This window comes from Flagellimonas flava (assembly GCF_050617915.1).
In the GTDB taxonomy this organism is placed as follows: domain Bacteria; phylum Bacteroidota; class Bacteroidia; order Flavobacteriales; family Flavobacteriaceae; genus Flagellimonas; species Flagellimonas flava_A.
Window position 1 is genome coordinate 19242 of sequence record NZ_JBODQE010000004.1, and the last position, 25252, is coordinate 44493.

Annotated in this window: 23 protein-coding genes; 3 read left to right on the forward strand and 20 right to left on the reverse strand. The window is 43.0% G+C overall.

Annotated features, from left to right (window positions below):
* Positions 1–51: 51 nt before the first annotated feature.
* The 11 genes from ACRHOZ_RS11370 to cyoE all read right to left on the reverse strand — a co-directional run bounded on the left by ACRHOZ_RS11370 (position 52) and on the right by cyoE (position 9067).
* On the reverse strand, positions 52–1164 hold the full coding sequence (locus tag ACRHOZ_RS11370) for an efflux RND transporter periplasmic adaptor subunit (protein WP_431125706.1): 1113 nt from the start codon (positions 1162–1164) through the stop codon (positions 52–54).
* Between the two features lie 37 nt (positions 1165–1201).
* Positions 1202–2461 carry an ABC transporter permease gene (locus ACRHOZ_RS11375; RefSeq protein WP_431125708.1) on the reverse strand — a complete coding sequence of 420 codons (1260 nt, stop codon included), beginning with the start codon at positions 2459–2461 and terminating at the stop codon, positions 1202–1204.
* Between the two features lie 17 nt (positions 2462–2478).
* Positions 2479–3723, reverse strand: coding sequence for an ABC transporter permease (locus tag ACRHOZ_RS11380; protein WP_431125710.1), 1245 nt, complete (start codon positions 3721–3723; stop codon positions 2479–2481).
* A gap of 114 nt (positions 3724–3837) precedes the next feature.
* Entirely contained in the window at positions 3838–4104 is a 267-nt protein-coding gene (locus tag ACRHOZ_RS11385) for a hypothetical protein (RefSeq protein WP_431125712.1), read from the reverse strand.
* Positions 4105–4108: 4 nt separating this feature from the next.
* Positions 4109–4642 carry a DUF420 domain-containing protein gene (locus ACRHOZ_RS11390; protein WP_431125714.1) on the reverse strand — a complete coding sequence of 178 codons (534 nt, stop codon included), beginning with the start codon at positions 4640–4642 and terminating at the stop codon, positions 4109–4111.
* A complete protein-coding gene (locus ACRHOZ_RS11395; protein ID WP_431125716.1) occupies positions 4642–5388 on the reverse strand; it encodes an SCO family protein in 747 nt (248 codons plus the stop codon). Before ACRHOZ_RS11395 ends, ACRHOZ_RS11390 begins: the two co-directional genes overlap by 1 nt.
* Positions 5369–6001, reverse strand: coding sequence for a hypothetical protein (locus tag ACRHOZ_RS11400; RefSeq protein WP_431125718.1), 633 nt, complete (start codon positions 5999–6001; stop codon positions 5369–5371). Before ACRHOZ_RS11400 ends, ACRHOZ_RS11395 begins: the two co-directional genes overlap by 20 nt.
* A gap of 71 nt (positions 6002–6072) precedes the next feature.
* The gene (locus ACRHOZ_RS11405; RefSeq protein ID WP_138835493.1) at positions 6073–6456 is read right to left on the reverse strand and encodes a cytochrome C oxidase subunit IV family protein; all 384 of its coding nucleotides are present in this window, start codon (positions 6454–6456) and stop codon (positions 6073–6075) included.
* A gap of 54 nt (positions 6457–6510) precedes the next feature.
* On the reverse strand, positions 6511–7485 hold the full coding sequence (locus tag ACRHOZ_RS11410) for a cytochrome c oxidase subunit 3 (RefSeq protein WP_431125720.1): 975 nt from the start codon (positions 7483–7485) through the stop codon (positions 6511–6513).
* A gap of 93 nt (positions 7486–7578) precedes the next feature.
* Entirely contained in the window at positions 7579–8160 is a 582-nt protein-coding gene (locus ACRHOZ_RS11415) for a cytochrome c oxidase subunit 3 (protein ID WP_431125722.1), read from the reverse strand.
* Between the two features lie 4 nt (positions 8161–8164).
* Positions 8165–9067, reverse strand: coding sequence for a heme o synthase (cyoE, locus tag ACRHOZ_RS11420; protein WP_431125724.1), 903 nt, complete (start codon positions 9065–9067; stop codon positions 8165–8167).
* A gap of 127 nt (positions 9068–9194) precedes the next feature.
* On the opposite strand from cyoE, the gene ACRHOZ_RS11425 reads away from it, so the two are divergent.
* Complete coding sequence (locus tag ACRHOZ_RS11425; protein ID WP_431125726.1) at positions 9195–10082, forward strand: MBL fold metallo-hydrolase; 888 nt, start codon at positions 9195–9197, stop codon at positions 10080–10082.
* 145 nt (positions 10083–10227) lie between these two features.
* Here the strand turns inward: ACRHOZ_RS11425 and ACRHOZ_RS11430 are convergent, their stop codons facing one another.
* Positions 10228–10467 carry a helix-turn-helix domain-containing protein gene (locus ACRHOZ_RS11430; protein ID WP_431125728.1) on the reverse strand — a complete coding sequence of 80 codons (240 nt, stop codon included), beginning with the start codon at positions 10465–10467 and terminating at the stop codon, positions 10228–10230.
* A 79-nt stretch (positions 10468–10546) separates the two neighbouring features.
* Positions 10547–10786 (reverse strand): helix-turn-helix domain-containing protein, encoded by a 240-nt coding sequence (locus tag ACRHOZ_RS11435; protein ID WP_431125729.1) that lies wholly within the window; start codon positions 10784–10786, stop codon positions 10547–10549.
* Between the two features lie 125 nt (positions 10787–10911).
* Between ACRHOZ_RS11435 and ACRHOZ_RS11440 the strand changes: the two genes are divergently transcribed.
* Both ACRHOZ_RS11440 and ACRHOZ_RS11445 read left to right on the forward strand, forming a co-directional pair.
* Positions 10912–11337: a hypothetical protein gene (locus ACRHOZ_RS11440; protein ID WP_431125731.1), complete on the forward strand. Its 426-nt coding sequence runs from the start codon at positions 10912–10914 to the stop codon at positions 11335–11337.
* 171 nt (positions 11338–11508) lie between these two features.
* Entirely contained in the window at positions 11509–11880 is a 372-nt protein-coding gene (locus tag ACRHOZ_RS11445; protein WP_431125733.1) for a SnoaL-like domain-containing protein, read from the forward strand.
* Between the two features lie 111 nt (positions 11881–11991).
* Here ACRHOZ_RS11445 and ACRHOZ_RS11450 read toward each other — a convergent pair whose 3' ends face one another.
* The 7 genes from ACRHOZ_RS11450 to ACRHOZ_RS11480 all read right to left on the reverse strand — a co-directional run bounded on the left by ACRHOZ_RS11450 (position 11992) and on the right by ACRHOZ_RS11480 (position 25121).
* Positions 11992–12696, reverse strand: a complete 705-nt coding sequence (locus ACRHOZ_RS11450; RefSeq protein ID WP_431125735.1) for an energy transducer TonB — start codon at positions 12694–12696, stop codon at positions 11992–11994.
* A gap of 52 nt (positions 12697–12748) precedes the next feature.
* Entirely contained in the window at positions 12749–13150 is a 402-nt protein-coding gene (locus ACRHOZ_RS11455; protein WP_431125737.1) for a VanZ family protein, read from the reverse strand.
* The gene (gene gcvH / locus ACRHOZ_RS11460) at positions 13143–13523 is read right to left on the reverse strand and encodes a glycine cleavage system protein GcvH (RefSeq protein WP_422350203.1); all 381 of its coding nucleotides are present in this window, start codon (positions 13521–13523) and stop codon (positions 13143–13145) included. Before gcvH ends, ACRHOZ_RS11455 begins: the two co-directional genes overlap by 8 nt.
* 111 nt (positions 13524–13634) lie before the next feature.
* The gene (gene sprA / locus ACRHOZ_RS11465) at positions 13635–20753 is read right to left on the reverse strand and encodes a cell surface protein SprA (RefSeq protein ID WP_431125739.1); all 7119 of its coding nucleotides are present in this window, start codon (positions 20751–20753) and stop codon (positions 13635–13637) included.
* Between the two features lie 5 nt (positions 20754–20758).
* Entirely contained in the window at positions 20759–21340 is a 582-nt protein-coding gene (gene ruvA, locus ACRHOZ_RS11470; RefSeq protein WP_422350201.1) for a Holliday junction branch migration protein RuvA, read from the reverse strand.
* A gap of 73 nt (positions 21341–21413) precedes the next feature.
* Positions 21414–23714, reverse strand: a complete 2301-nt coding sequence (locus ACRHOZ_RS11475) for an NADP-dependent malic enzyme (protein ID WP_431125742.1) — start codon at positions 23712–23714, stop codon at positions 21414–21416.
* Between the two features lie 108 nt (positions 23715–23822).
* Positions 23823–25121 (reverse strand): MFS transporter, encoded by a 1299-nt coding sequence (locus ACRHOZ_RS11480; protein WP_431126363.1) that lies wholly within the window; start codon positions 25119–25121, stop codon positions 23823–23825.
* Between the last annotated feature and the right edge of the window lie 131 nt (positions 25122–25252).

A 25252-nucleotide genomic window follows, 5' to 3' on the forward strand; every position in this document is an offset into this window, starting at 1 on the left:
TTACAAGTTGTTAAAATGTTACAAGATTATTTGAAATTTTTTGTTAAATGATTAATTGGCAGATTCTTCCTCCTCAACAGCGTTCCATATTTTCACTTTGTCATCGGAATTGAGGCCAGACTTCACTTCTACAAAAATGCCGTCGCTAATACCCAACTCTACATCCTTGCGCTCAAATTGTTGTTCTGAAGTTTCTATTTCCACATAGGGTTCCTTGGTTTCCATATCAAACTGCACCAAAGCTTCCTTCAGCGCCAAAACACTATCCGCACGAGCCAAAATAATGGAGGCATTGGCACTCAAGCCAGCCCTAATAAATACGGAATCCCTTTTCTTGAGTGTTCCCTTGATTTCAAATTGAATGGCACCATTCTCCTCTTTTCCTTTGGGTGCGATGTAATCCAAAACAGCATCAAAAACCTGATTCTCTATGGCTCCAACAGTAATTTCCAAGGGTAAGTCTTCCGTAATTTTTCCCACTTCGGATTCGTCCACTTTCCCCTCAAAAATCATTTTTTCCACATCTGCGACAGCGGCAATGGTTGTACCCTCATTAAAATTGTTGCTTTCAATCACCTGGTTCCCCACTTCCACGGGAACTTCCAAGACCATTCCACTCACTGTGGAACGAATCAAGGTGTTGGCCGCATTGCTCAATCCCCTAGTGGTTCCTGTTTTCACAATATCATAGCGTTTATTTGCCGCGCCATAAGCTTGTTTGGCCTGATCATAGGTTACTTGGGCGCGTTCCAAATCGGCCTTGGATATCACCCCTTTATTGAACAGGGACAATTGTCTTTCGTAATTTCTTTTTTGATCATCCAAATTGATTTTGGACTCATCAATGGCATTTCGGGCATCGTTAAGTGCATTTAAATTGGGAACAACCTTGATTTTTGCCAAAAGGTCGCCCGATTTAACGTAATCGCCCCCTTCCACATAAATCTCTTCGATGACTCCAGAGATATTGGGTTTGATCAGTACTTCTTCCAAAGGAAGGATACTTCCAGTGGCCACAGCTTTTTTAACGATATTTTGTTTGGAGGGCTTTTCCGTCTCATAGACTACGGGATCCTCAGAATTTTTTTGATACAAGTAATACATGGAGCCACCGAATACCACAACGATGAGCAACAAGATGATGATGGTTACTGACTTTTTCATTTTAATTCCTATAGTTATTTGATTGATTCATTTTATTCTAATCTGTTCGAAGTGCTTCAATGGGTCTCACTTTGATGGCACTATTAGCGGGGATGAATCCAGCCAAAAGTCCAGATACCATGAGAATGACCAGCGCGCCGCTTACCACCCCAACGCTTACACTGGGATTGATAAACATATCCACAGGCCCTACACTGTCCAAAAGTGAATTGATTCCATAAATGACCAGTGACCCAAATACAATGCCCGCCATTCCTGAAATAATGGTTAGGAAAATGGACTCCATCAAAATCTGTTTTTTAATGGACCAAGGTTGCTCTCCCAATGCCCTGCGAATCCCAATTTCCTTGGTGCGTTCCTTCACCACAATGAGCATAATATTGCTCACACCAATGATCCCAGAGAGCAATACCATAATACCTACTAGATAAGCAATGGCCTTTAATCCCACAAATAGACTCTCTACCCTATTGAACTGCTCGTATAAATCAAAATGGCCAATGGCCCGGTTATCCTCAGGATGCACCTTATGGCGCTCCTTCATCACCTTGATAATATCTTCCTTTAAACGGGAAATGGAACTTCCATCGTGGGCGGTTATAGCCATCCAGCCTACATCTTCACCTCGATTAAAGGCCTGTGCAAAAGCGGTAAAGGGTACATATATTTCCTTTTGGGCCTCTTCCCCATCCCCGTCGTTGTTTTTCTTTTTATAGGTGCCAATGACCATAAAATTGACTCCCTGTATTTTAATATAACTTCCCAGGACTTCCTCACCTTTTTCATAGAGCTCGGATTTAACTCCTTGCCCAATAACCGCCACCTTTCTTTTCTCCCTGATGTCATTATGGTTAACAAATCGTCCCGAAGTAACGGTCATGGGATCTTGGTTGATGATTTCCGGATAGTCTCCATACACATTGTAGGCACCAATCCGAATGCCCCTGATGACATTTCCACCCCCACGAAAGCCACCCAATTGATTTCTTGGGGAGACAAACCGAAGGTTGGGCACATTGTCCCAAATGGCCTGCACATCACTTACCTTGAATTCAAAACTTCGATCCTTGGGAAGGCCTTCATAAGGTTTTGTGGTTCTGCGGGTCCACATGAACATGGTGTTGGTGGCAATGTCTCCAAAATCGGCCCGAATGCCATTTTCAAAGCCCTTCCCCGCAGCCAATAGCACAATTAGGATGAAAATACCCCAACACACCCCAAAAGCTGTAAGAATGGTTCGGCCCACATTACTCGTGAGCACTTCCAAAATTTCCCGCCATCTATCTCGGTTGAACATGGTATTTGGTTTTAAGTTTATTCATCCCGTAACGATTCTATCACTTGAACCCTAGCAGCGCGCAGTGCTGGTACAAGTCCGGCAAGAGCTCCGGCAAAAATGAGCACCATAACCGTAGAAAATGCCACCGTAAAATTCACAGACGGATTCTTTACATATTCAATTTGGACATGGGGTCCCAAAAATTCCAGTATCAACATGCTAAAAATCAAACCTGAAAAACCGGAAATTGCGGTAACAAAAATGGATTCATGTAAAATCATGCCCACAATGGACCAAGGTTTGGCTCCCAAAGCTTTCCGAATTCCAATTTCACGGGTACGTTCCTTGACCACAATCAGCATAATATTGCTAACCCCAACCACTCCGGCAATAATGGTGCAAACGCCCACAAACCAGAAAAACAGTTTCATATTGTTGGTTATACCGTAGTAGCGCTTGGCCTCCTCCATGGCACTCCAAACCCTCACTCCCGATTCATCTTCAGGAGCTACCAGATGCTCCTCTTTCAAAAACTTTCTGAGGTTATCCTTAAATGCAACAGCTTGGGCTACGGCTTGGTCAAAATTTTCTACTGGAGGTAAAGTGTAGGAGAGCGTGTTTAATTTATCATCCCCATTAAACACCCTTTGGCCCGTAGTAAGAGGTATGTAAATGCGCTCTTCTTCCCTCTCATTTTGTTCTTTAAAGACTCCTATAATGGTAAATTGGATTCCGGCAATTTCGATTCGCTCTCCTACGGGTGTATCCACATCTTTGAATACATCGCCCCGAATTTTCTTTCCTATAACGGCCACCTTGCCCAGGGACACTTCGTCCTTGTAGTTGATAAACCGCCCTTCTATAGTGGAAAAACCTTCTATAAACTGAAATTCGGAAGATACCCCTTGAATGCCATAGACCAAGGATTCGCTTCCGTAGTTGATGTTGACGTTGCGCACAAAAACACGCGGGGATTCATATTCAATATCCTCTTTGAACATTCTTCCAGCGGTTTCATAATCCGCATTTTTGAAGCGGATAACCCTTCCCGGGTTGAGTCCTTTGTAGGCTTTTGAAGTCGCCTCGGGCCAAGCCCATACGCTGGTGGTTGCATCCTGTTTGAACTCGTGTTCAATACCATTCTGCATCCCTTGGCCAAAACCTAATAATATGACAAGAATAAATATACCGGAGGCTACGGAAAGCCCGGTCAAAAAAGTACGCAGTTTGTTCTTCCGTATGGTGTCAAATATTTCTTGCCACCTTTCAATGTCGAACATGATGGTTGGTGTTTGATGATTGATGAAATACGTAAACGTATATTCAATAAGACAAAGCTACCATCAAAATGTTACACCTTTTTGTAAAAAATATGTGAAAATTTTAGATTTTTCTTAAGCGCGAAGCTTTTTATACACGAAATAGAACAATCCACCTATCAAAATATAGGGGATCGCCATTAAATAGACGATGCCGTTATTGATCCCTTCTGCCGTTTTTCCATCGGCCTCGCTTTCCACAACTGCCCTACACATGGCACATTGGGCTTCGGTGAGTTGGGGGAATAAGAAAAATATTACTAGGAGAAGCCAAATACCCCATTGTCCCGACCTAAAGCTCGGGACGTTTCCACTTCTTCGAGGGGAAAAGTGAGATGTCATAAATCTAATGTGCATAGTAAGGTGAGATCATGAGATAAACAACAACTCCCGTTACCGCTACATACAACCAAATGGGAAAGGTGAATTTGGCCCATTTTCTATGGCCTTGAAAATCCCCTAGGTATCCCTTGGAATAGGTGACCAATACCAATGGAATTACAGCAATAGAGAGAGCAATATGCGTGATCAGAATAAAGAAATACAGGTATTGGATTGCGCCATCACCTCCAAACTTAGTACTATCCGATGTCATGTGATAGGCCACATACATCACCAAAAAGAGTGCTGAGAGCACAATACAGGTAGTCATCAATTTTTGATGCAATTCCCTTTTTCCATTTTTAATGGCGATCACCGCCCAAACCAAAAGTATGGCAGTCAATCCGTTAATGGAAGCATAAATTGGTGGTAAAAAAGAAAGTGGTTTGGCATTTGGAATCTTGTACCCGAACAATAGGGCAACCACTACCGGTATAGCGATTGAAATTATGGTAATCCAACGCTTAAATCTTTTTTCCTTGGCTAAATCATGTTCCATCAGTCCTCGAGCAATAATTTTTGAATGTCTTCCTTGAGCATGGTAATCTGTTGCGCCTCTCCTTCCTTATTTACCCCTTGCTTTTCCGTTATAGTTCCGCGATAATAAATCATCGGATTTCCAAATTCGTCATCCCGCGAGCGGATATAGCCTTCCTTGTCCACCAGGGCAAACATACCCGAATGCTCAAAACCTCCTGGAGCATCCTCTGTCTCACTGGCCACAATATAGAATCCTTCTTGGGCCAAGGTATAAATGGAGTCCCTATCCCCGGTCAACAAATGCCAGTCTTGATCGGTAATCCCGTACTTGCTTGTATATTTCTTCAGAACGGTTGGGGTATCGTATCTTGGGTTAATGGTAAACGAAGCCACGCCAAACTCGGGATGCTCGATAAACGTATCTTGCAATTCCACCAAGTTCTGCGTCATAATTGGGCAAATGGTGGGGCAGGTGGTAAAAAAGAAGTCAACCAGATAGACTTTCCCCAAATAATCCTTGTTGGAAACCAGTACACTATCCTGATTCAAAAAGGAAAAGTTGGGAACCTTTCTCTTCTTGCCGTTACTGATCACATATCCCAGTTTGGATTGTTGGGGAACCGCACTCATGCGATCCGTTTCCACTACAGTTCCCTTTTTTAGGGTTTTTGTAATCTCACTCACCGCGAATATCCCAAAGATCAGGATTATGGCGGATACCCAAACGTAGTTGTACTTTTTCTTCTTAGTTGCTCCTGTCGGCATTGTTTTTCTTTAAAGAAAGGCGATATTCAGCAAGAATGATCTTTACATCATCTTCCATCTTGTTGTTCAGATCAGCTACAGATGTGGTATTGAATCCATATTTGGTTCCCTCATCCTCATCATCTGTTCTTCCCCTAAGGTTACGGTCTTTGTCCACAATAAACACATAGGCGGTACCCAAATCCTCATCCAGGGTTAAATTGGTTTTCAAACTTCCAAACAGGGATTTTATGTCTCCTTCTGTGCCATACACAAAATTCCATCTGTCTGTCTCGGAAAGCTTGCCCAAATCCTTTCTAAGGACCTCCACCTTTTCCTCTTCACCCTCTGGCACCACCATGATGATCTGAAAATCGGTGAACTTGCCAAAGCGCTTATAAATCTTTTGGTTCAGGTTAAAGGCATTTCCTTTTTTGTAGTCGATATTGTTCCCCAGAAAGCCTAGAATGGTAATCTTGTTGTTGAGTCTTGCACCTCCCTCAAAATTATCCAGCTCATGGATATTTTGGGTCAAAATGGGCAATCTCCCAAAGTTGTTTACGCCAGATGCAAAAAACAAATAGGCCACTAGGGGAAAGACAAAGAGAACGATTAAAACAGAGGCCTTTTTCATGATGAATTTGCTGAGTGCAAAAATAAAAAAAGACGGTCAAGAAACCGCCTTTTCATATTGTTAATCCTTTACTAGAAATTCCAGGACATATACCCATCCTTGAACACGTTGTAAATATAATCCGCTTCAAAAAGCAATATAAATATCAGGTAGCAGATCAAGAATATCGGTGTCCAAACAATAGCTCTACGCAAAGAACTTTTCTCATCCCTAAGATGCATGAAATCCCATGCAATGTAATAAGCCTTTACCAAGGTAAGGATAATGAATATCCAGTTGAGGAGTTTCATACCAAGGAAATAGCTTCCCGTCAAAGCCGCTGGTTTGGCAATACCCAAACCTACTTCAACTGCAGTTACCAAGGTTAGAAAAATCAGTACTCCCCAAATCTTTTGGACGTTGGACTTGAACTTTACCAGTCCTCTAAAAATTTCAAGTTTATGTTCGTGCGCCATAATGTGCTATTATTTTTTCAAAGATTCCTGCTTTCGCAGGAATGACATGTTGCGTTATACCAAATAGAAGAATGTAAATACGAATACCCACACCAAATCTACAAAGTGCCAGTAGAGTCCAACCTTTTCCACCATTTCATAATGACCTCTTCTTTCGTAGGTTCCCAAAATGATATTAAAGAAAATAATGATGTTGATCACTACTCCAGAGAATACGTGGAACCCGTGGAATCCAGTGATGAAAAAGAAGAAATCAGCAAAAAGACGGCTTCCGTATTCGTTATGGATAAGGTTTGCACCTTCCACCACTTGAGAGGCATCTGCCAATTTTGCCAACGAACCTGCTCGATCCAAAACCGTCTTTTCGCCATGTTCGTTAATGGTCTCGGTACGAATCAAAATATTTGGCGAAGCCTTGAATCCTTCAATAACTTCATTTAAGGAATAGCTGGTTTTGTAGCCTTCTTGCAAGAACCAAACACCTTCGCTCTTAACATGCTTTACCCGATCTTCAGGCAAAGTTTTGGAAAAATCTGCCAAGGCAGCCCTTTCACCAGTTTCGGCATTTACAAATTGAAGTATTCTACCTCCTTTGGTCTCAATCGCCCCAAAGTCACCTTTTATAAAAGTAGCCCATTCCCAAGCCTGTGAACCAACGAAGATGGCACCACCTATTATAGTAAGGAACATATAAAGAATGACCTTCTTTTGCATCATTTTATGTCCGGCATCCACGGCCAACACCATGGTAACGGAAGACATGATCAGAATAAAGGTCATAAAGGCCACATAGTACATGGGATAATTACCGTGGAAGAAAGGAACGTGGGTAAACACCTCATCGGCAATAGGCCAGGTTTCAATAAACTTGAACCTTGAAAAACCATAAGAAACCAAGAATCCAGAGAAGGTCAAGGCATCCGAGACGATGAAAAACCACATCATCATTTTTCCATAGCTAGCATTTAGTGGACGATTTCCGCCTCCCCAAGTGCTTTCTTCTGTACCGGTAGTCACCGTTGTATCCATATAAAAAGGTCGTTTTAATAAAACTTTAGCAAAAATACATCTTTTGCTGTATTGAAAAAGACAAAGTTGAATGAAAACTACTTCATCAAAAATTTATTTCACGAAATACATAAAAAGTATGAGATATACCCAAAGGAAATCCAAGAAATGCCAGAAGGTAGCCCCCAGTTCCAAGCCCAACATATTGTCCGGTGAATATTTCCCCCTAAGCTGTTGAACCAAAACCGTCAATAACGATAGAAGTCCCGCCACCACGTGTACAATGTGTACCGCAGCAATCAAAAACACATAGGACATTTTAATATTACTGGTTGGCCCGGTAAAGTAATAACCGTTTTCCAGCATTTGGGAAAATCCAATAAACTGCAACACAATAAAGGAAATGCCCAAAGCCAAAGTACCAACTAGCAAAAGTGTTCCTCTTTTTGGGTTTCCCGCAGCCACGGCTTGCTTGGCCATAAAATAGGTGATGCTGCTCAATATGATGATCGCGGTGCTCACAAAAAAGGCCTGAGGCAATTCCAGATCACTGATCCAGTCTTCCCGTTTGCTGCTTACAATATAGGCACTCGTCCATCCTGCAAAACCCATAATCAGGCTCACAATTCCAAACCAGAGCAACATTTTTTTGGCTCTTTTGTTCTTTACTTCAATATCCACTTCGGTGAAATCCATAGGCTTAACCAATAAACTTATCTATAACGTAAATAATCTGAATCAATGAGATGTAGGTAACACTGGCCAGCATCAACTTTCTTGCAGCTGGGTTATCCCTCTTTTCGTACAGTTTGAATGCAAACACCAGCATCACCAGCCCTGCCAACAACACCAGTACCGCTGCTGGAATGGATAAGTGCAATCTTCCGGTAAACCCAAATGCGGGCATAATGGAAATTACGATCATCCAAATGGTGTACAATATAATTTGAAGGGCGGTACCTGCATCTTTTTTTCCTGTGGGCAACATTTTAAAGCCGCCTTTTTTGTAATCTTCGTCCAACATCCAGCCCAATGCCCAGAAATGGGGGAATTGCCAAAAAAACTGGATCATGAACAAGGTTCCAGGCTCAATGCCAAAATCGTTGGTTGCCGCTACCCATCCCAGCATAAAGGGAATGGCTCCGGGCAATGCCCCAACAAATACCGAAAGTGGGGTTTTTGTTTTTAAGGGTGTGTAGGCGCTGGTGTACAAGAAAATGGAAATGGCCCCGAACATGGCCGTTTTGGGACTTAAAATGTATAGCGCAATTACGCCAAGGATGGTCATTACAATGGCGATGGTCATTGCGGTGGCCACTGTCATCCGTCCAGATGGGATAGGTCGGTTTTTGGTGCGGTTCATGAGCGCATCCAAATCCTTTTCTATCACCTGATTGTACGCATTGGAAGCTCCAACCATACAATAGCCGCCAAAGGCAAGGAGCAACAGAGAGACCAAATCAATTTGATAGGCCCCCAGAAAATAACCCGCAATGGATGAAAACACCACACTTACGGCCAGTTTGGCCTTGGTGATTTCCTTAAAATCGGTAAAAATCAAGGAAAGGGAAGTGCTTTTTACAGAACCTACGGCAGATTTCATCCTCATTTTTTAATGGCAGGCAAAGATAACGCCAGCCTATCTCTTTTCCAACCTATTGACGGTCTTTGTGTTATTTTTGATGGGACGGTACGTCCAAGATTAGGTAACAATCCTTAAAACCATCATCATGCGCGCTCTTTTAGCCCTTCTTTTTGTTTTTCCAGCCGTTCTTCAAGCCCAAATGAACGATGTGACCATTTCCGTAGATACCCTGACTTCAAATACCTATATGCTTACGGGTAGAGGCGGTAACATTGGGATTTATGTGGGGCAGGATAAAGTTTATATGATCGATGACCAGTTTGCCCCTTTGAGCGATAAAATCAAGAAAACGATCTCCTCATTGACGGACAAGCCAGTTTCTTTTTTGGTAAATACTCACATGCATGGTGATCATACGGGAGGAAATGCAAATTTCAATTCTGACGAAACCACGATTGTGGCCCAGGACAATGTGCGCAAAAGATTGCAAGAGCGTGGGCAAAAAAATGTGGCCGATAAAAAGCTTACCCAATCGGATTACGAAAAAAGCCTGCCTGAAATCACACATGCCGACGGGATGACATTTTACGAAGGTGATGAAACTATAATGCTCATGCACGTACACAATGCCCATACGGATGGGGATACCCAGGTATATTTTATGAATGAAAATGTACTGCACATGGGCGACACTTATTTTGCGGGTCGCTACCCTTATATTGATATCAACAGCGGGGGAAGCATTGATGGGTATATCGCTGCCAGTAAAAATGCGCTCATGGTAATTGATGACGAAACCCAAATTATCCCTGGGCACGGAAGACCTTCAAATAAAAAAGAACTACAAGGCTTTGTGGCCATGTTGGAGGATATCAAAAACATTATCCAAAAAGAAATTGATGCGGGTAAAGGTTTGGAAGAAGTAAAAAACAACAGCTCATTGTTGGCCAAGTACGATGAAACCCATGGGAAAGCATATATTAATCCCGAGCGAATGCGGGAGGCGGTTTATCGTAGTCTGACGGAAAAGTGAATTGACGGAGGACAGTTGTCAGATGTTGAATGCGTGTTGTCGGATCTCAATAATCCAAAGTCTGATTTTTGAGGCCATGGAAAAGAGAATAAAGAATAAAGAACCAAGACCAATGAACTTGAGTTTGAACTTGAACTTGAAAAGCCTAATCGTCAAAAAGAAACAAACTGCTCAACGGGATTTCAAGAGCATCTGCTATGCGGCTTAAGGTTACAATACTAGTGCTTCGTTCCGCGCGTTCTATTCTTCCTATCTGGTTTCTACTAATGTCTGAGTCTATAGAAAGCCAAAATTGGGATAATCCTTTTTGAATCCGAAGTCGTCTGACTCTTTCTCCGACTTTTTTGATAATCTCCTTATCCCTCTCTGTGTAGTTGGTATGCATAACCAAAAACCTTTGTTCCCTAAACGGGAAAATTAAACTTAGTTCAAGGGGTTATACTGATGAGGTTGGGAATGCCTTCTTAATTAGGGAAATCAAAGAAATCTCTAATTTGCACATTTAATGCTTGGGCAATCAGATTTAAATTTACTACCGAAGTGCTGATTTCACCTCTTTCTATACGCCCGACTTGGTTTTTGGACATTTTTGAATCGATTTCCAACGCCGCTTGCGACAAATCGGTTTGCTCTCGAAGTTCCCTAATACGGTTTCCAAGCTTTTTTAGAAATTCATAATCTTCTTCGGTATACTTTCTTCGCATAGGCCAATTTGCATTATGACCACAAGTTTATTAACCACATGTATGCTGTAATTGATTTTAATTGCTTACATTGTTCATTGTAAATTGAATTTCCGCATAGCCCCAGTTAACCAACACCATTGGCTATGACACCTATATCTATTTTGGAGGAAATCCAAAACTTTTGGGAAAGCAACTCCCACACCACCCTAGAACTGACCTTTGAAACTTTGGAAATCACCTTGCTGAACCATGGCAATCCGCTTGACAAACATATACGGCGAGAAGCGGAACTTATCCTCCAAAAAACCAACGATCCATTAACCCTAACCATGGACGTGGTAGACAATCTGGTATTTCCCTTTTTGTTTGCTTTTGAAACCAAAGAGGCGCTGGCTGGTAAAACCACAAGCATGAAAAAACTCCCACGGCCCTTAAACCACGGGAGTCTCTGTATTAGACCTCATTCCCTAGAACTGGAGTTTACCATTGAACCCCCAGAGAAACATAGGGAGTTGCGGGTGAGGCATGTTTATAAGCAGTTGGTTCTTTTAAATTTACTGAACAATTGAACAAACCAATTCAAAAGAAAAAAGCCTGTTTCCAAAGAAACCAGTACAAAAACAACACATTTTCACCCTATTAGGGAAATCCATAAAAGTATTCGGGAAAGATCAACAATGAAGAAGGCATCCACCACACCTACTTTTGCTTTCAGTTATTAACAACTTAAACATACAGTTATGGAAACTACAATACAAGAGCAAGAATTACTTGCCAAAGCAAACGAGGTAACGGCCCTATTGGCCCAAGGTAAATTTATTGAGGCCATGGAAAACTATTTGGATGACGACGTGCAACTTTTTGAAGGGAACAATCCCGCCAAAGTGGGTAAGGATTTCTGCCTGGCCGAAGAAAAGAAACTACTGGATACGGTAACCGCCTTTCACGGATATACCGTAATCTCCGGGCCGGCAGTTAAAGGGGACACTACTTTCTACGAAGCTGTAATGGAATTTACCACCGATGATGGCACCGACCACAGATTTGAACAGGTGGTACGAACGCAATGGAAAGATGGGAAGATCATCAATGAGCGCTACTATCATGCTTAACCCACCTACCTCAAGATTGCATCTTGTGGTAACCAAAATGACCAAAAAAAGCCCTGACGTTTCCATCAGGGCTTTTTCATTCCTGCCTCGACAGGAATTGTAAATCTTCTTTTACTGTAGCTTAAAGGTAATTGGAATACTGAAAGGAACCTTAACAGCTCTACCTCTCTGCTTTCCAGGAGTCATTTTAGGAAGCTTTTGGATAATACGCATAGCTTCTTTCTCCAAGTTTTTGTCCGGCCCACGCATTCTGATGTTTCCGATACTTCCATCCTTTTGGATAACGAAAATTACGTTTACCCTTCCTTGAACTCCCATTTCTTGGGCAATTTCCGGGTAACGGAAGTTTTTACGGATGTGCTTTTGCATCATATCCTGGAAACACTGCTTTTTATTGCTGGCTCCCTCACAACCAGGGAACACCGGTACGTCTTCAATTACGGCAAACGGAACGGAGATATCTTCATCGATTTCCTCTACCTCAACCTCTTCCACTTCCATAACTTCCTCTTCCTGGCTGGTTTCTGTAGACTCGATCACGGTTTCCTCAACTTCCTCCTCATCTTCAACAACCTCGATAACTTCAGGTGCAGCTGGTGGCGGTGGTGGTGGCGGTGTCTTGATCTGCTCCGTCATGGGCACTTCCTCATCCAATTGATCTTCAACGTTCATAGAAACGTCATAATCATTGGATTTGTCATATTTCTTCCACTCCATGGCTCCATAAACCAACCCCAAAACAGCGGCCAACCCTATCACAAAATAGAGTGAACTGTTTTTTCCTACGTCTGCTTTTGGATTCTTTTTTAGTTCCATCGTTCTGAATTTAGTGTTTGCTAATTTAATTATTAATTGATGAAATAAACAATTAAAATTTCCATTTTAACGGCCTTTCTTTGGAAAAATACCATTTAATTAAGAGAACTCCTGCAAATGCTCCCAATGTATTGGCAACCACATCTCCCAATTCGGCCATGCGATCTTGTGTTAGTGCGTACTGTAATACCTCAATAATTATACCGTAAGTTATGGCAGCGATCAATGCCCACTGCATAGCCTTTCCCAGTTCCATTCGGCCTTGGGTTTTCTCGCGTAGCATTAGGCAGGCAAGTACCCCAAAAATCAAATAAAACATAAAATGGGTAATCTTATCTGCATACGGTATGCGAATGGAACCCGTATCCAACCCGGAAAAAGAAAATAAGCTGAGTGTTGTTAAAAACAAGACCCAGCCTATAAAAAGTACGGTATAAATATTTTTTTTAAGCACCAATCAATGCTTTGTAATCTGTATCGCTCATTAAATCATCAACTTCAGCAGCATCACTGATCTTGATTTTGATCATCCACCCTTCACCATAAGGGTCTGTATTTACCTTCTCCGGTTCATCTTCCAAAGCTTCGTTGAACTCGATGATTTCGCCACTCAAGGGCAAAAACAAATCAGACACGGTTTTTACGGCTTCAACCGTTCCAAAAACCTCTTCCCTGTCCAAGGTTTCATCCACAGTTTCCACTTCTACATAAACAATGTCCCCAAGTTCCCCTTGGGCAAAATCCGTGATTCCCACAGTGGCAACATCGCCGTCAATCTTGATCCATTCGTGGTCTTTGGTGTACTTTAATTCTGCTGGTATGTTCATTATCAATTTGTATTAGTCCAGTGACAAATGTAAAGGATCGGATATAGCTTTTCAAGTAAACTTTGCAACAAAAATATCGGCCCTATAAACAGGCTCAAATTCTGTTGTTTTTTAGTTACCGAAATTGTACCTAAGCGTGAATCCGGCGTTGATGGTAGTCTGTGGGAATGCAGTGGAAACCGCAAACTTGGAGAAGGAATGATCGTAGAAGAACAGGGCATTTAAACTTTTGCTAAGCGCATAATCTGCCGAAAACTTGAAAGAAACCAGTTTTTGACCCGAGGTTATCTGATTGTTATCAATATCGAGGTTTCTAATGATGGTAATATTATCCCTGATTGAGAGATCGCCCTTTAAGTTCAAATCGCCCTTAAGTCGAGTTCTTTCACCCCCAATATTGGTCACAAATTTTACGTCCTTGAATCGATACCCCAATCCCAAGGTGTACTTTTTCCCATTGATCTCGGTCATCAAGTTGTTGTCAAAACTTAGGGTCAGCACCCTATCTGTTTCCACCTCGGCCAAGAAGCTAAAGGAGTTTTTCATCTCAAAATCCACACGAAGCAGTGGATTAAACTGGTCTGTCAACACCACATTGTTGATGATGTTTTCCGGTAATAGGTCTTCGGTCTCTGGATCAAACTGCCCGTTTTGGCGTTCCAAATTGCTCTGGATGGAATTGACACTGTAAGATGCCCTATAGCCATGGCTCAAAGAGAATCGCTTGAATTTCTTTTTGAACCAACGGTTTTTCATCAAACCTGTGTATTTGATGTTCCAATTGGGTATTGGAATTTCGCGATACGTATCCAAGTTTACACGGTTTACATCCTGACCTGTATAAGCGGCAAAGAAGGCAGGCAATAACACTTCTTGCTGCGTTTTTCCATAACGTTGCGGGAAGCCATCATCATCCAAAGGCCCTGGAGTTTGTCCCCTGTCCGAAACCAGTCTATTGGCAATGGTAATACGATTGGCCTTGAACTGCTCAAAAGTTTTGGAATCAAACTCGTCACTTTTATTAAAAATGGTTCCAATCATGATGGTGGAAATACTGAAATTCCCCAACTCATTGATCAGCCCATCCTGTTGATTGATCCATTCTTCTGGACTATAATTTTCCTGGGAACTACTGGTCAACAAACGATCAGCGGTCAAATCTATGGTCAGATCTTGTGTAGGCTGTGCGGTAGCTGTAATGTTCAATTGTCGATTGGTGTTTCGCATGTACTGCGAATTAAATTCCGGGAAAGTGGTCAACCACCCATTTCGGGCCGCTTCGTATCTCACGTCGGATTGGCTTCCAAAGACAAAGCCCAAACTGGGTCTTGCCGTTCCAATGAATCCAATGGACTGGGTATAACCAGGCAATACGGTTCCGCTATTTCTGCTATAGTTAATATTCACCCGTTTCACCATGGTCAACACATCCACCAACGTATTGAAACCTTTACTGGTCTTCTTAATAGGTTTTTCATCGGTTCCCGAAGCTGGGTTCCCGGCCTTATCCCTTCGCTGACGAGCTTGTGCTGCCGTAACTTTTCCATCCCGTTTTTTCAATCCCAAATAGTCGTACAAACGCTGCATGGTCAAGGTTGACGTTAAATTATGGGTGCTGGCATTCTGAACAGTATTGATGTTTTCACCAGCCACTTCCAGCAGGGCATCCCCGCCTCGTTGCCAATCAAAATTACTGGTGTAACTGTATTGGGCATTGATGAAATTCAAAAACGGAATCTTAGCTGTTGGAAGATCATAGTTCAACTGCATATTCTGCTGATGACGATTGGGTTCCCCAATATCAAAAAATCCATCCCACAGATCAAGGGCTTCGTTGATTCCTGAATCCGGGTCTGCATCCACATTAAAGTAATTGCGGACAATATTGTTATTGGAAGCGGTCAGATTCAATCGTAAAGACTTGCTGATACTATAGTTTAAAGTGTACTGCCAATTAAAGAGGTAATTGCGCTGTTGCAACAAGGGTAATTCCAAAGCATCCACTCCTGGTTCCAACACATCCCTAAAGCGCTGCTGGTTAAAAGAGCGATTGTAATTGGCATTTACCGAAAGGCTGGTAGGCAGCAAATTGAAATTCAAATCCTTGAGCCACTGCCAGTACTTGCCCGTCAACAAAGAATCGTTTTTGGCGAAAGGTGCCACGGGCGCAGGCTTAAAATTGTGATTGTACACAAACCCGGTGGTGACATTCTGATCGCGCAGGTCGGCCACTTCAAAATCCCTGTGGTTGGTTTCGTTATAGGAGTAGTTAAAGGTAAAGTTCTCAACGTCAAAGAAATTCTCCTTGGCCTCGGCTCCGCGATTTTTCCGAACCCCAATCAAGTTTATACTCCTTCTTTTGGTATAATCCTCAGCTTGTTCCTTAATAGTTTCTGCCTCCTCTGCGGTAGTTGCAGCGGCAATTCTATCATCCAATTTAAGATCATCATACACGGGATCAAATTCCGGGGTGATCAAGGTTTCTGATATTCCATAGTTGAACGGAATTTGGATGCCCCATTTCTTCGGGAGCAATTGGCCCACGTTCACATTGGTAACCACATCATAGGAAATGGCGTCCTCCCTAGATCGCTCGTTGGGCATTTGATCTATGGAACCAAAGCCAGAGGTACTTTTGCTTCCCGTTGCCGTAACATTGGCAAAGTCGGCCATATTGGCGTCCATGGCAGCTATGGCAGCCCAACCTCCATTGTTATCCAAACCGGCCAAACGCAGTTCGTTGAACCAAACTTCTCCTCGTGCAGGCAAGTCATCAATATTTTTGACTCCAACCATCATCCCCCGTATACTACCCAAAGATGGGTTACCCCGGATTCCAATTCGCAACCTTCCCAATGTTCGTGGAGCAAATTCATCCACTGGAACAGCTTCGCCATCCACAATTTCATAATAGTTGATTTGATTTAGGGTCTGTTCCGCAATGCCTCTGGACTTTACCTTGTTCAAATCACTCAGGGCAATATTGATTTGGTTTACGTCTGGCCAAATTTCATCCGCCGAGGTCACATTGAAGGACGTAAACTGAAGCGGGAGTTCTATCTGATAAAAGTTTTCCGAAAAGTCCGTTCCAATCCGAAGGAAACCAACAAGGGGTGTATCGTCATCAGAATAATCTCCATTTAAGATCTTTTCGGCATGCATGAACATTTTGATTCGCTCATATTGTCTCACATCAATGTTGACATTTTTAAACACTCCCCTGGAATCCTGGGATTCCAAATTCTCTACCACAAATGAAAGCGATTGCTCATTTTGGCGAATGATGGTGTTATTGTTGTTCAACTGCTCCCGAACAACTCCCGGAGGCAACACATAAGGAATGGGTTGACGACCAAAATTCTCTTCAATATTAACAGTGTTCACATCCGTTACGGTACCATCGTCCGAAGGGTCATTATCGATATCGGGCTGCAAGGAATTAGTATAGGTTCTCCAATCTCCCCTCACCAAATCCAAGGTGGCAAAACGCAAGACCATGTCATCCTGGAAACCGGTCATATACATCCGCATAAAACTTATCGAACGGAAATCGGTGATTCCCCCAACTGCTTCTGTAAAATCGCTTAAAGGAATTTTATACTGGATCCATCTTCGATTCAATTGGGTTCCATTGGGAAGGTCTGGCGTGAGTCCCTCTCTAATATCAGTTACATATTGATCATTGATATCGGTGTTCGGCCTAATTTGGATACGATACTCGTAATAACTGTTTACCGTGTTCATGGTAAGGTCGCGGTCGATATCCTCTACATCGGGTAAGGTGGTGGAACCTCTATTGGTATTGGTCACGGCCACTGGCGAGTTGCCATCTGGGTTGTTGAAATCAAAATAGCGCTCCAAAATACCCCCCTCGCGGTTCAGATAGTATTGATAGTTATCCAAAGCAGGGTCTTCACTGGGGCCATTGTAAATGGCAGCTTCCTCAGCATCATTCAAACCATCAAAACCAACATCCTGTAAAGTTCGGTTGCTTTCATCGGCATCAAAGGCATAGACCAAAGATTGGGTGGAAGGTACCTGTCCCCAGATAGTGGCTCGTGGGATTTCGTTATTGGTGCTTGCCGGCAATCCGTTTTCATATTGCTTGCGACCATCCTTTAAAATGTCTTCTGAAATATTTCCGAGATTGAGTACAAGCTCCCCAGAATTGGCAGGGTTGGCTTGCCCGCCTATATAGGGATCCAACACCCAAAACTGGACAAATTCCACGTTGGATTGCTCAAAATTGGTACTGCTTAAGGGACGCATAATACCTGCCCATTTATCCTGAGGGGTCTCAGCGGCAAAATTGGGATTTGCGTTATACGGCCCTTTATCGTTGGGGTAGTAAACCATATCCAAGGTTCCTTGCACCTGGGTCTGTCCTTGGGCTATATCGGTTTCCGTAAACACCTCATTGATAAAAACCCTTCGGGTTTCGTTCAGGGAAATGTCATTATCGGATATTCCAGAAGGTCTTTGGTTGGTATAGAATATGGGGTCGATGGTATACCAAGCCATTTTGGCCCGTTCATATCCCACATCAATATCGGTCCTGTCCTGCAAGAATTCCACAGGTGGACTAGCCAGGGACCAACCCAAGCTGGAGCGGATGTCGATAAGGGCCTGTGCCCCTTCAAAATCATCCAAATAGGTCGTGGTTTCACCCTGGAAATCTGCATTTTTAGGTGAATTTGGCTTTAAAAAAGCCACTTCTCCCCGAAGGGATAAATTGGAAGGCACATCCGTATCAATATTGGGTAATTTATTGGCCAAACGAGTCAGGAAAGGTATCTCTGTACTGAAGTTTCCGTTCAAACCAAAAATGGTATTGTTGACGGGCTCTACACCAAAATTGGATTTTTGGGTCAGGGGCCTTTCATTAAGATTGAGAATGGTTCCGCCCAAAACAAACTTGTCATTGAACTTGTGCTCCACATTCACCCCTGTAAATCTTCGGGTCTGCTGCCCAAACACCGCATTGTTCTCCACCGAAATGTTGATGGGCGTATTGGAAGCTGCCAAGCTGGGATCCAAAATCTGAACGGTCCCTGCCTGATAATTCACGGTGTAATCAATTCCTTCTTGAAGCTGTCTCCCTCCCGCGGTGACCCGTACGGAACCTCTTGGAACGTTAAAGGCTCCAATAGGGATACCATTGTTTCCTTCGGATTTGTATCGTCCCTTGATTTGGAAACGGTTCTTTTCAGCATCCTGTAAGGAAGCCGCCTTGGTCTTGGCATACATGTTACGAAACACATACCGCTGCTGATTGGGATTATATCCCTGATCGTTTTCCACATCATAAGTACCTCCTCCCAATTCGTCGAAAAGGAATTCCCCAAAAGGTTCCACCTTGGTAAATATGATTCGGCCACTTTGCGTGTCAACCGTAATTCCAGGTACATAATCAAAGAATCCATCTCCACCGGGTTGCACATCATTATAGATGTTTAATCGGTCCAGATTAAAGACATCTATCAATATTCTTTCCTCCAACCCAGTAGGCCATCCTTGATTGGGATCCACAGGGGTAATATAGTTTCGTGGAGTAGGGTCTGAATAGAGGATATTTAATTTGAAATCTTCCTGACTCAACTGAAAAGCTCCTGTGGCATAGATGTTTTTCATCATCAAATCCCAGATAGGATCATCCACATTGGTGATGTTACTCTTGAGCAATTTCAAGATCAGCGTATTGTTTTCTATAATGGGATTTACCCCTCCAGATACCGTTGTAGCATCTACTCCGCCATTGGCAAATTCCCCTACTTGGTATACTTGATCCCCTATGGTGTATTGGAAGGCCACCCCGAGCACCTCATCATTGCTCAATCTTTGGTTCAGAGAGATGTACCCTAGTTGGGTATCGAATTGATAATCCCTTCCCTGCTCCAATTTTCTTGCATTTTCAAGAATGGCATAATCAAATCCTTGGTTTACCTGATATCCGGGAACATTGAATCCCTGTTCCACGGTAGCAATATCCCTAATGGACTGTGTAAGCGCTCCAGTTCCTATTTGGTTGGGGTCAAAATCATTGGCACCGTTCTGAGGAGGCACATCATTTCCAAAAACATTGAAAAAGCCCGCGGGGGCACCACCCGCTATGCCAATTCTGGTTTTGGGGTTTCCGTTTTGGCCCAACTCTGCTTCTCCCAAATCCTGAATGGCCACCACATTACGCACATTCAAGGTTTGTTGGTTTCGGTTGGTAACCCATACCTCCAAACGGGTAATCTGTACTTCGCTCCTAATAAATGGATAGTTGGACAAGGCGCGATCGTAATTATCCCTAAAGTATTGGGCCAAGAAGAAGTGCTTATCCTCATCATAATCCAAAGCGGTGAGGGAAAATTCGTTGAGTGTACCACCTCCTTGGGCCACAACGGTATTGTTTTGGGACCGCTGCTCGGAGAAAACGGCAGTAACCGTAGTCTTTCCAAATTGCAATTGCGTCTTGACCCCAAACAGACTTTGGGCACCGGTAATCAGGGAACTGTTCAGGGGCATGTTCACATTACCAATCTCAATTTTTTTAAGAATATCGTCCTCGGTGGGAGTATAATCCAGTTTTACCAGATTTTGAAAGTCAAAAGTGGCCTCGGTGTCGTAATTGGCCGTCACTTGGAGCCGCTCTCCTACTTTACCCAAAAGACTTAAGCTAATCCGTTGGTCAAAATCGAAGGACAAATTGGTTCTGTTTCTTGGTGAAAGGGCTGGATTGTCATTTTTCTGCCATAAGATTCCCAAATCCATGGCAACAGAACCTTGCGGAATGACTTCAATGGTGTTTCCTCCAAAAATGGATTCGAAAAAGCTGCTGTTCACATAAAAATTGGGCAATAGGTTTTTACGTGCTTCCTCACTTCCTTCCTTTTTTCCTGTAAAGGCATCTATTTTTTCCTTGAAATAGGATTTCATCTGCTCCTTTCGGACCAGATCGAAATATTGATCCGGAGTCAAAATAACGGGATGGGTTATATCAAAATCTCCAATACTTTCTGTGTAAATATATCGGTCCAGTTTGGGGTCGTAGGTGTATTTTGCAATAATGCTATTGGGGTTTTCCAATATCAACTTACCAAGGGCAACACCTGTTTTAACAGAGTCTTGAACCTGCTCGGTAGTTTCCTGGCCCATTGCGGTAGTGGCCATCAGAAAACATATATAAAAGAAAAAGTACTTAAATCTCAACGATTTAAGCATCGGTTTTGCCCCTCTTTTCAAACTAGTTACAAATTTTTCAGCGCCAGTTTAATAATGTCCTCAACGCTTAGTGCAGGGTCTTGGGCCAGTACCTTGTCCACAACCTTTTCAGATTGTCTCCTAACGAAACCAAGAACCTCTAAAGCAGATAACGCTTCTTCTTTGCTAGTATTGTTTGATTGAAGGGAAACTTCGCCCATATCATAGACTTTTAAAATCTTGTCTTTAAGATCTAAAATTACCCGCTGGGCAGTTTTGGCTCCTATCCCCTTGATTGCCTGTATGGAAGGGACATCCCCATTGGCAATGGCATCCCTAACTTGGGTAGGTGATAAAGAGGATAACATAGTGCGTGCAGTGCTTGATCCAATCCCGGAAACGGAAATTAAAAGTCTAAAAATTTCGCGTTCCGCCTTCTCCACAAATCCAAACAGGGTATGCGAGTCCTCCTTAACCTGCAAATGGGTAAAAAGTCTGATGTTTTCCTCATCCTTTAAAAGTGAAAAAGTGTGCAGGGATATGTTCAAAAAATAACCTACCCCGTTGCATTCAATAATTACATAGGTGGGATTTTTTTCGACCAGTTTTCCGGATAGGTGGGTAATCATGTTTGGATTATTGGTTATTGGTTATTGGTTATTGGTTATTGGTTATTGGTTATTGGTTATTGAAATATAAGGTTTAATCTTCCCCCTGCATATGAGCCATTCTTCGTTTTTCCCGCTCTTGGGCATCAATTACGGCAACCGCCGCCATATTCACCATTTCATCCACGCTGGCACCTAATTGTAAAATATGGGCAGATCTGCGCAGACCTACCATAATGGGCCCAATGGATTCTGCATTATGCAATCCCTTTAAAAGCTTGTACGTAATGTTTGCCGAATCCAAATTTGGAAATATCAAGGTGTTCACTTTCTTCCCGGCCAATTTGGAAAATGGGAAATTGTTGTGGCATAAATCCTGATCCAGGGCAAAATCGGTTTGGATTTCCCCATCCACTACCAAATCAGGATTACGCTCATGTAACATGCGAACTGCTTCCCTAACTTTTCGGGCATTGGGGTGACTGGATGAACCATAATTGGCATAAGACAATAGTGCCATCACAGGATTAAATCCAAAGGTGCCGGCCACATTGGCCGTCATTTGGGCAATTTCTGCCAATTCTTCGGCATTGGGATCAACATTGATCGAGGTATCTGCCAAAAACAAAGGCCCCCTATCTGTAATCATTATATTGACCGTGGACGCATTGGTAACCCCTTTGGCTCTACCCAAAACTTCAAAAACGGGTCGCAATACCTTAGGATAAGATCTTGAATAGCCAGAAATCATTCCGTGAGCATCACCTTCCAACAGCATCATGGCGCCAAAATAATTGCGTTTTCCCATATTGATTCGGGCGCTGTATTGGGTCTCTCCTTTTCTTTTGCGGGATTCCCACAGCTTCATGGCATATCGGGTTCTCACCTCCTTGGTCTCTTCTGATCTAGGGTCGATTATTTCCACTTCGGCATCAAAATCCAGTTCTTTTTTGAGACCTTCAATGATTTCCCTATTCCCTAAGAGAATGGGTATGGCTATCCCTTCCTCATGCACTATCTGGGCGGCCTTCATCACATCCAGAAGCTCTGCTTCGGCAAAAACAATCCGCTTGGGATTCATTCTGGCCCTGTTGTGCATTAACCGCACTACTTTATTATCGTTCCCTGACCGCTGGTACAGTTCCTCTTCATACTTTTTCCAATCCTGAATGGGTGCCTTTGCAACTCCACTATCCATAGCCGCCTTGGCCACCGCAGGTGGAATTTTGGTAATCAGACGGGGATCAAAAGGTTTGGGAATGATATATTTCTTGCCAAATGCCAATCTGGTGGTATCGTAAGCTATGTTGACCTGTTCTGGTACCGGTTCACGGGTCAAGTCGGCCAAAGCCCTGACCGCAGCCATTTTCATTTCTTCATTGATCTTGGTGGCCCTAACATCCAAAGCACCCCTAAATATAAACGGAAACCCTAGCACATTGTTTACCTGATTGGGATGGTCGGACCTTCCTGTGGCCATAATAACATCTTTCCTTGTTTTGCAGGCAAGACCGTACTCAATTTCTGGATCTGGATTGGCCATGGCAAATACAATAGGGTCTTTGGCCATGGATAGCAGCATTTCCGGAGTCATTATATTGGCGATGGAAAGCCCAATAAACACATCTGCATCTTTCAGAGCTTCGTCCAGTGTATCTATTTTCCTATCTGAAGCAAATTCCATTTTTTCCTGGGAAAGATTTTCCCGATCCTTTCGGATAACGCCTTTACTATCCAGCATTACAATGTTCTCTGCCTTGGCTCCGAATGCTTTGTACAATCGGGTACAGGAAACGGCGGCCGCTCCCGCTCCGCTGACCACAATCTTTACCTTCTCAATTTTCTTTTGGGCAATTTCCAGGGCATTGATCAATGCGGCGGCCGAGATAATGGCCGTTCCGTGCTGATCATCGTGCATCACTGGAATGTCCAGTTCCTCTTTTAGACGTCTTTCTATTTCGAAAGCTTCAGGAGCTTTAATGTCTTCCAAGTTTATCCCACCAAAAGTTGGTGCGATGGTCTTGACGGTTTCTATGAATTTATCAACATCGGTGGTGTCCAATTCAATGTCCATTCCGTCGATATCAGCAAAGATCTTGAAGAGCAAACTCTTCCCTTCCATCACAGGTTTGGATGCTTCCGGGCCAATGTTCCCCAAGCCCAAAACAGCAGTTCCATTGGAAATTACGGCAACTATGTTTCCTTTGGCTGTATAGCGATAGACGTCCTCCTTGTTCTTTTCAATTTCCAAACAGGGTTCCGCCACGCCTGGAGAATATGCCAAGGCCAGATCGCGCTGAGTGGCATAGGGCTTGGTGGGAACTATTTTTATCTTACCGGGTTGGGGTTTGGCATGATACAATAATGCCTCCCGTCGTTGTTTCTCTTTGCTCATACCTAAAGTTTGAAGGGGTAAATTTATGGCATTCCATTAGAAAACCTATATAAGTTAGGTCTTCTTTTGCCAGGAGTTGAAATGACGCGTAGATTTCTAGGAAAAACCTTATTCTTTCTTGACATTGAGTCGCATAGCCAGTATGGCCGCGATCACAAAACAAGTGCCCGCAAAGAACATGGCGTTCACAGAATTAGCCCCTAACAAATTCTTGAAAATGGGGCCAAAGCTCAGGGTTTGAATTCCCATGGGAATCACGATCATCATATTAAGAATTCCCATATACACGCCTCTTCTCTCCTGAGGTACAATTTTGGAAACCATGCTATAGGGAATCCCCATCATGGCAGCCCAACCGATTCCAAATAAGATCATGGGGAAAAGCACCATGACCGGATCCGAAATGTTCGGGATGGCGAACAGTGCTAATCCAGTACCTACCAGACTTAAGGCGTATATTTTTTTACCCCCATACTTTACAGTTAGGGGTACCAAAATTAAAGCGACCACCGCAGTTACAATGTTGTAGGTAGTACTCATTTTGGCAGCTTGTGCTGCTGCTTGTGATGTGTCATATCCCATTGTGGACCTAAACAACGGGGTTATAAATTGCCAATAGACAAATAGCGCATACCATTGAAATAAATATACCGCAGAAAGTTTCCACATAAATTTGGGCATATCCTTGACGGCCTCCGAAATTTCCTTGAAAGGCATTTTAAACCGTTCAATAAAAGGTAATCCCTTATGGGCATTTATTTCTTGCAATTCTTCATCTGAAGGAGGTATTTCCGGGGTCTTTAAAACCGACCATAAGATGGTAGCAATGGATAGGAAAGAACCTATAAAAAAGGAGTAGTACAACCATGTTGGAATGGAGCCAGAGGTTTCTTCCCCGCCGCCAAACCAGGACTGAAACAGAAAGATGGAAGCATTTGCCAATAAGATTCCCGCTCCAACAAATAAACTCTGCATTTGATAACCAATGCTCAACTGACTATCGGGCAATTTGTCACCAACAAAAGCCCTATAAGGCTCCATGGCCATATTGTTTCCCACATCAAGAATCCAAAGCAACCCAACCGCAAACCAAAGCGCTGGACTTAAAGGGAACGCAAATAGACATAAGCTTCCCATAATGGCCCCTATCAAGAAAAAAGGTTTTCTCCTACCCCACCGAGGTGACCAGGTTTTATCAGAAATTGCCCCAATGATTGGCTGTACTATCAACCCAGTGACAGGGCCAGCAATGTTGAGAATTGGCAGTAATTCTTCCGCTGCTCCCAAAAACAGAAAAATGGGATTTATTGCTGTTTGCTGTAAACCGAAACTATATTGGATCCCTAAAAATCCAACGTTCATGTTCCAAATTTGCCAAAAACTCAATCGGGGTTTTGTGATCTTCATCATATCTGAGGGAGATTTAATCCAAGGCCAGGTATCACCTATTGTCTTTAAGTTCCTTCAATATAGTGTTTTCCCTAGAGGATTTATAAAATTACACCACCCAAATCACGATATCGGCAACGAAAACGTTT

Bases quoted from the DNA above. Each gene is read 5' to 3' on its own strand.
- ACRHOZ_RS11370 (WP_431125706.1), bottom strand. From the start codon at position 1,164: ATGAAAAAGTCAGTAACCATCATCATCTTGTTGCTCATCGTTGTGGTA.
- ACRHOZ_RS11375 (WP_431125708.1), bottom strand. From the start codon at position 2,461: ATGTTCAACCGAGATAGATGGCGGGAAATTTTGGAAGTGCTCACGAGT.
- ACRHOZ_RS11380 (WP_431125710.1), bottom strand. From the start codon at position 3,723: ATGTTCGACATTGAAAGGTGGCAAGAAATATTTGACACCATACGGAAG.
- ACRHOZ_RS11385 (WP_431125712.1), bottom strand. From the start codon at position 4,104: ATGACATCTCACTTTTCCCCTCGAAGAAGTGGAAACGTCCCGAGCTTT.
- ACRHOZ_RS11390 (WP_431125714.1), bottom strand. From the start codon at position 4,642: ATGGAACATGATTTAGCCAAGGAAAAAAGATTTAAGCGTTGGATTACC.
- ACRHOZ_RS11395 (WP_431125716.1), bottom strand. From the start codon at position 5,388: ATGCCGACAGGAGCAACTAAGAAGAAAAAGTACAACTACGTTTGGGTA.
- ACRHOZ_RS11400 (WP_431125718.1), bottom strand. From the start codon at position 6,001: ATGAAAAAGGCCTCTGTTTTAATCGTTCTCTTTGTCTTTCCCCTAGTG.
- ACRHOZ_RS11405 (WP_138835493.1), bottom strand. From the start codon at position 6,456: ATGGCGCACGAACATAAACTTGAAATTTTTAGAGGACTGGTAAAGTTC.
- ACRHOZ_RS11410 (WP_431125720.1), bottom strand. From the start codon at position 7,485: ATGGATACAACGGTGACTACCGGTACAGAAGAAAGCACTTGGGGAGGC.
- ACRHOZ_RS11415 (WP_431125722.1), bottom strand. From the start codon at position 8,160: ATGGATTTCACCGAAGTGGATATTGAAGTAAAGAACAAAAGAGCCAAA.
- cyoE (WP_431125724.1), bottom strand. From the start codon at position 9,067: ATGAAATCTGCCGTAGGTTCTGTAAAAAGCACTTCCCTTTCCTTGATT.
- ACRHOZ_RS11425 (WP_431125726.1), top strand. From the start codon at position 9,195: ATGCGCGCTCTTTTAGCCCTTCTTTTTGTTTTTCCAGCCGTTCTTCAA.
- ACRHOZ_RS11430 (WP_431125728.1), bottom strand. From the start codon at position 10,467: ATGCATACCAACTACACAGAGAGGGATAAGGAGATTATCAAAAAAGTC.
- ACRHOZ_RS11435 (WP_431125729.1), bottom strand. From the start codon at position 10,786: ATGCGAAGAAAGTATACCGAAGAAGATTATGAATTTCTAAAAAAGCTT.
- ACRHOZ_RS11440 (WP_431125731.1), top strand. From the start codon at position 10,912: ATGACACCTATATCTATTTTGGAGGAAATCCAAAACTTTTGGGAAAGC.
- ACRHOZ_RS11445 (WP_431125733.1), top strand. From the start codon at position 11,509: ATGGAAACTACAATACAAGAGCAAGAATTACTTGCCAAAGCAAACGAG.
- ACRHOZ_RS11450 (WP_431125735.1), bottom strand. From the start codon at position 12,696: ATGGAACTAAAAAAGAATCCAAAAGCAGACGTAGGAAAAAACAGTTCA.
- gcvH (WP_422350203.1), bottom strand. From the start codon at position 13,523: ATGAACATACCAGCAGAATTAAAGTACACCAAAGACCACGAATGGATC.
- ruvA (WP_422350201.1), bottom strand. From the start codon at position 21,340: ATGATTACCCACCTATCCGGAAAACTGGTCGAAAAAAATCCCACCTAT.
- ACRHOZ_RS11475 (WP_431125742.1), bottom strand. From the start codon at position 23,714: ATGAGCAAAGAGAAACAACGACGGGAGGCATTATTGTATCATGCCAAA.
- ACRHOZ_RS11480 (WP_431126363.1), bottom strand. From the start codon at position 25,121: ATGAAGATCACAAAACCCCGATTGAGTTTTTGGCAAATTTGGAACATG.